Source organism: Empedobacter sp. UBA6745, assembly GCF_002453775.1.
Classification (GTDB): Bacteria; Bacteroidota; Bacteroidia; order Flavobacteriales; family Weeksellaceae; genus Empedobacter; species Empedobacter falsenii_C.
In genome coordinates, this window is record NZ_DKHL01000005.1 from 1 (window position 1) to 6,292 (window position 6,292).

The window sequence follows — 6,292 nt, forward strand, 5'->3', positions numbered from 1 at the left end:
GGGATGAATTATGTGATTTGTTTATTTGGAATCTATCCATCAAGAAATTAATTTATGGACCAAACGATAGGAGAAATTAGAATGTTTGCGGGGAATTTTGCCCCTTTAGGGTGGATGCTTTGCCAGGGACAATTATTGTCTATAAGTGAAAATGAAGCGTTATTCGCTGTTATAGGAACGATTTATGGCGGAGATGGTATTTCTACTTTTGCTTTACCAAACCTTGCTAGCCGTGTGGCAGTTGGAATGGGACAAGGATTGGGATTAAGAAGTATTATTTTGGGTGAACAAGTAGGGGCAGAAAGAGTAACACTTATGGCTACTCAATTACCTCCTCATACTCATGTCGTAGATAAGAATTCGGTACAAGTAACAAATGGAATTGCGAGTAATATGTTATCTACTGCACACGAACCAACAAAAGGAAAAAGTTTGGGTGTTGCAACAAATAATGGAATTTCAACTTTAGGGTATAATCAAGAAGTACCTAACACGACATTACATCAAACATCCTTGAGAAATGAAGATTTAACGAAAACAACTTTACCAGTTGGAGGAAATCAGCCCCATAACAATATGCAACCTTATTTGGGGATTAATTTTATTATAGCAATAGAAGGAAATTTTCCTTCGCAAAATTAGAATTTATGGAAGAAGCTTATATAGGAGAGGTGAGATTATTTGCTGGCAATTTTGAACCAAGAAATTGGGCATTTTGCCGTGGTCAATTAATCGCTATTAGACAAAACACGGCCTTGTTTTCAATATTAGGAACAACATACGGAGGAGATGGTATTAACACTTTTGCTTTGCCAAATTTTATTAATCATGTGGGAATAGGTGTAGGACAAGGACCTGGGCTTTCTGCAAGAGTATTAGGTGAAACAGGAGGAGAAGAAAATGTAACATTATCGACACAAGATATGCCATCTCATATACATGGAGTTGTGATGACGGATCAACCAAAGTTAAAAGTTAGTTCGTCTCCGGCTACGCAAACGACACCTATTACAGGTTCATCAATTGCTCAGCCTGGTTTTTTGGTAAACGGTTCTTTTGCTCCAACAATGGGGGTGAATTTAGAAGAACCTGTAGTAGAATTAAATGCGAATATAGACATGAAATTTAGAACACAGGTTTCAGGTGGATCAATTCCTCATAATAATATGCAACCTTATATTGGGATGAATTATGTGATTTGTTTATATGGAATTTTTCCTCAAAGATGGTAATTAAATAAGAAAAATATGGAAAGTAATAGACGTTCTTTTCTGAAACATACCGCATCCTTAATGGGGATTTCGATGTTGAATCCTTCGTTGAAAGGGTTGGCTAATGTTTCAAAAAATATACAAGGATTAACAGATGATTCGCATCTCACGATTTATCAAACCAACAATATGGATCAGTCAACAAATCGTTCCATTTACAGTCAAATTAAAAGCGAGCTCAATGATCAACCAACAAATGGAATTTTATTGGACGCAGGTAATTTATTTCGATTAGAACAATTAAATAAATCAACCTTTCAATCTATTAATTCTGTTGGTTATCATGCAGTTGCTTTAAGTAATAATTATTTGAAATTAGGCGTTAAACCCTTTTTAGATTTAGCAAAATCTTTTGATTTTCCATTTGTGAACTGTAATTATTCTTCACAAGAAAAAGATTGGAATGAAGTTATTCTCCCTTATGTGATTTTGCATACTAAAGAGTTCAAAATTGGAATAACTGGGGTTGCTGAAAGTGTTTCTAATGCTTCAATTCGTGTTGATAATCCTTATAATGCAGCCAATCGAATAGCAAAAAAATTAAAAACAGAAGATCAATGTGATTTGGTCATTTGTTTATCACAATTGGGAATGGATAAAAGTAAATGGAATAGCAAAGATTTAGCTCTGAAAAGTAAAGAAATTGATTTTGTTTTGAGTTCGGTGCAAGGACAGAAATTTAATTATCCGCATATCTTAAAAAATAAAAAGGAACAAGAAGTAATATTAACGCAAGGCGGAATGGGTGGAGAATTGATCAGTAAGAGTAGTGTTGTATATTCTATGCAAAAGGATAGAATTAGTTTCGAACATGCATTTATTATGCCAGCATCCTCTTTTGCGAAATCAACAGAAATTCACGGAAAAGTAAAAGAATTACGTAATGTATAATATTAAATTTGTTATGAAAAAAAATCTACTTTATTATAAATTTACGATTCTATTTTTCTTTGGATTCGTTTTTTCTTTAGCTCAAAATTTACCTTATACAGAAGATTTTGAACATGCTACAAATGATAGTTACTCTTTTACTAGTAATGGAAAGCTATTTAAAATAGAAAGTTCTCCTACATCTCGTTATCCGCAAGGAACATTTCGTGTACAAGGAAATTATCCTGGTACAGGGTGGAATGGTTTAACAATAGATAATAAATACATTGATAATGACGGTGCAGCAGAATTTGGAGTTAATCCAAGTTTTAAGCTTAAAAGTGAGGGATTTAATTTTACTTCGCAAAATTTTTATCTTTTTTTAGCTGATTATAATTTACAGCAATTTCCTTTTATTACGCCTGTACCAATTATAATTAATGGAAAAGAGAATGGGACAATTATTTTTACAGCAGTTTATATTCCTTTAAATGCTCTTATGATGAATGGATATATTCAAGTTAATTTGAAAAACATAAATGGAATAGATTATTCAAATTATGTAATCAATGAACTTGAAATTTCTACAAGTAATCCGGCAAATTATGTTGGGTTAGATGCATTTACATGGACAGAAGTTACTCCGTCTTTGCCAACGATTTGGGAAAATGGCGTTTGGAGTGATGGAGAACCAACACTTACCAAAGATGCCATACTTAGAGCATCATATCCACATGATTTGGTTGCTAAAACACTCACATTTGAGGCAGATGTAACTGTTCCTTCAGGCGTTACATATACAGTTGATCGAAACGTTAGCAATACTTCTCATCAGGTTGTTTTTGATCATGGTGCTTATTTAATGCAACAAAATGACAATGCTGTAAACATAGGAAATATTAGTTTCAAACGTCAATCAGAGCTAATTTATCGCTTAGAAACCTTGGATTGGTCTTCGCCTGTTTTGGGACAAAATATTTTGGCTTTATCCCCTAAAACATTACAAAATCGTTTTTATCGCTATGACGAGTCTACCAATGATTGGATCGCAAATATTAATGCAGCTGATATTTTTCAAAAAGGGGAATACATTGCGTTTAGAGCGCCAAATAATTTTAATAATTATGGAGAAGGTGTTGCAAAACCATTTGAAGGTACTTTTACAGGAGTTCCGAATAATGGTTCTGTTTTAATGATGTTAACAAAGAATAAATTTGGTAATAATGCAGTTGGTAATCCTTATCCATCTCCAATTGACTTGAAGAAAGTTATATCATTCAATTCAGGAATGTCAACTATTTCGAATGTCTTTGTTTGGACACATAAAAAACCAATCGTTAATGGAGAATTTTCTGGAGATAATTGGATGATTTACAATGACCAAATGGGATGGAGTGACCCTACAGTAACCTCAACAACAATAGGTGTTGGACAAGGTTTTATTGTACAAGCAGAAAGTAAAGTAGTCTCACCAACACCAACATCAATACCATTTATTTTTAATAATGGTATGCGTGTTACGGGGAACGAAGTGATTTCATATAAAACGAAAGAAGATGATAAATTTTGGTTGAGTTTAAAACAAAATAATGAAACGTTAAATTCGACTCTTATTGGGTATAAAGAGGGTTCATCGAAACAATATGAAAAGGTTTTTGATGCAGAACCCATGCAAGTCTATCCTGGTATTTATTCGATGATCGATCAAAAAGAAATGTCTATTCAAGGTAGAGGAGCTGAGTTTGATGAAAAAGACCAATTTGATTTAGTTGTTAACATCTTAACTGCTGAAAATTACACGATTTCGTTGGCGAAAACAAATGGAATTTTTTCGCAAGGACAATCTATTTACTTAGTTGATAAAGAATTGAATAAAATCACTGATTTATCAAAAGGGGATTATAATTTCATCAGTGATAAAGGTTATTTTGCGAATCGTTTCGAAATAGTTTATACAAACAGTTTATTGCATACAACTGATTTGAATGAAAAAAATAAACTAAATGTTTATACCGAAAATCATATAGTTCATATCCAATCAACTGAAAAATTAAAAACTGTAAAAGTTTATAATCTAGAAGGTAGCTTAGTAAAAAGTATATCTTCTTTAAATACATTTGAGACGCATTTTGATTTATCAACGTCTACTAAAATTTATGTTATTTGGGTTGAATCTTATGATGGAACTAAAATTTCTAAAAAAATAATTGTAAAATAATGTACGATGAAAAAACAATTAAAAAACATTTTATGTGGAAGTTTATTTTTATTGCTTCCCTTTACAAATCTACATGCAGAAGATGGAAATTCTAGTATTAGTTTTTTTAGTGAAGACACTTCGAATACAAATCCTGGAGGACACGATCCTGGAGATGATCCTGTAGATGGAACACCTATAAATTCATATACAATAGTTTTGTTATTTACAGCTGTTGTTATAGGTTATTATGGAAGAAATAAATTAATAAGAAATCATTAAAATTTTTGTATTTTAATTATGAAAAGTCTGAGTTTTTCTCAGACTTTTTTGTTTTAATTATTGACTCTTCTTTGGATATTGTTGATTAGAAAATTATTATTTTTTTACAACAGTTACAAATGTTAAACCTTTTGAAATGTGATTATTGGCTTAATGCTTGTAGTGAAGTATAGAAGACTACCATTAAAAATAAATCACAAAAAATAATTACTATGGCGAAATTAAAAAGAAAGGACTATAACATACATTATGTAGATTATGGTAATAAAATGGCGCAACCTATTGTTTTGATACATGGTTGGCCACTTAGTTTGCAATCTTGGGAATATCAAATTCCAAAAATTGTAGATGCGGGTTTTCGTTGTATAGCATATGATCGTAAAGGTTTTGGAAAGTCTTGCGCAACTTGGGACGGTTATGATTATGATGCTTTAGCAGAAGATTTACATGCTTTGATTGATGAATTGCAATTGAAAAATGTTGTGTTAGTTGGTTTTTCTATGGGAGGAGGAGAAGTAGTGCGCTATATTGTGAATTATGGAAACAAAAATATTTCGAAAGTAGCTTTAATTAGTTCGATCATTCCTTTGGTAAAACAAACAGCTGATAATGAAAATGGTGTTCCGCAGAAAAATTTAGATGAAATTGTACATCAACTTCAAACTAATCGATTGGAGTTTTTAGATGGTTTTCATAAAGGTTTTTATAATTACGGATTATTAAAAAAATCAGTGAGTAAAGAACAATTAGATTTTGATTTTTCTGTTTCGTCTCATGCTTCACCTGTTGCGACTTTGAAAGCTGCTTTGTCTTGGATGGATACCGATTTTAGAAAAGAATGCCAAATGATTGATGTTCCGACTTTAATTATACATGGAAAAGAGGATCAAACTGTTCCTATAAAAACTGCTGGCGATCAAGCTTCTAAATTAATCCCGCATGCCACTTATATTGTTTACGAAGATGCTCCTCATGGTTTAAATATTACTCATAAAGAGCAATTGAATATGGATTTAGTTGAGTTTTTGTTAAATATAGAACACGAAAAAGAATAAATTATGAAGCAATTAAATAAAAAGATGATCTCAGGTTTAGCATTAGCAGGTTTGGGAGGGTTGACATACGCTTGGTTGAATTGTCGAAAAGTTAAAATCCCGGATTATGTTACAGCGGTCGAAAATTTTGATCCGCAACAATACATGGGAAAGTGGTATGAAATTGCACGATTAGATTTCAAATACGAAAAAAATATGAGTCATGTAACTGCGACTTATTTTTTGAATAAGAAAGGTGTAATAGAAGTTCATAACAGAGGTTTTGATTATAAAGAAAACGAATGGACAGAAGCTCATGGAAAAGCTAAGTTGAATGGAGAAGAGGGGAAAGGAGCTTTAAAAGTTAGTTTCTTTGGTCCATTTTATTCAGGATATAATGTTGTGTTGATGGATCCCGATTATGAAACGGCTTTGGTTTTTGGTGAAAGTCATGATTATATGTGGATTTTATCACGACAAAAAACAATTTCGGAAGCAACAAAACAAAAGTTTCTTTTGTATGCAGAAGAAAAAGGATATGCGATAGAGGAACTTACTTGGACTGTACAAGAATAAGTTGATAAATATAGTTTCATCTCAAAGGGCTAATTTCTTTTAAGAAATTAGCCCTTTGAGAT

7 protein-coding genes are annotated in these 6,292 nt (G+C 32.1%); all 7 read left to right on the forward strand.

Going from position 1 to position 6,292, the window contains the following annotated elements:
• The first annotated feature begins 54 nt into the window (after positions 1 to 54).
• Entirely contained in the window at positions 55 to 642 is a 588-nt protein-coding gene (locus B4H69_RS02315; RefSeq protein ID WP_180906067.1) for a phage tail protein, read from the forward strand.
• Positions 643 to 647: 5 nt separating this feature from the next.
• Positions 648 to 1,232 carry a phage tail protein gene (locus B4H69_RS02320; protein ID WP_180906068.1) on the forward strand — a complete coding sequence of 195 codons (585 nt, stop codon included), beginning with the start codon at positions 648 to 650 and terminating at the stop codon, positions 1,230 to 1,232.
• Between the two features lie 15 nt (positions 1,233 to 1,247).
• Entirely contained in the window at positions 1,248 to 2,162 is a 915-nt protein-coding gene (locus B4H69_RS02325; protein WP_180906069.1) for a 5'-nucleotidase, read from the forward strand.
• Between the two features lie 13 nt (positions 2,163 to 2,175).
• Positions 2,176 to 4,359 (forward strand): hypothetical protein, encoded by a 2,184-nt coding sequence (locus B4H69_RS02330; protein WP_180906070.1) that lies wholly within the window; start codon positions 2,176 to 2,178, stop codon positions 4,357 to 4,359.
• Between the two features lie 6 nt (positions 4,360 to 4,365).
• On the forward strand, positions 4,366 to 4,620 hold the full coding sequence (locus tag B4H69_RS02335) for a hypothetical protein (RefSeq protein ID WP_180906071.1): 255 nt from the start codon (positions 4,366 to 4,368) through the stop codon (positions 4,618 to 4,620).
• A 212-nt stretch (positions 4,621 to 4,832) separates the two neighbouring features.
• Positions 4,833 to 5,675, forward strand: a complete 843-nt coding sequence (locus B4H69_RS02340; protein ID WP_180906072.1) for an alpha/beta fold hydrolase — start codon at positions 4,833 to 4,835, stop codon at positions 5,673 to 5,675.
• A gap of 3 nt (positions 5,676 to 5,678) precedes the next feature.
• Complete coding sequence (locus tag B4H69_RS02345; RefSeq protein ID WP_180906073.1) at positions 5,679 to 6,230, forward strand: lipocalin family protein; 552 nt, start codon at positions 5,679 to 5,681, stop codon at positions 6,228 to 6,230.
• Positions 6,231 to 6,292 lie beyond the last annotated feature (62 nt).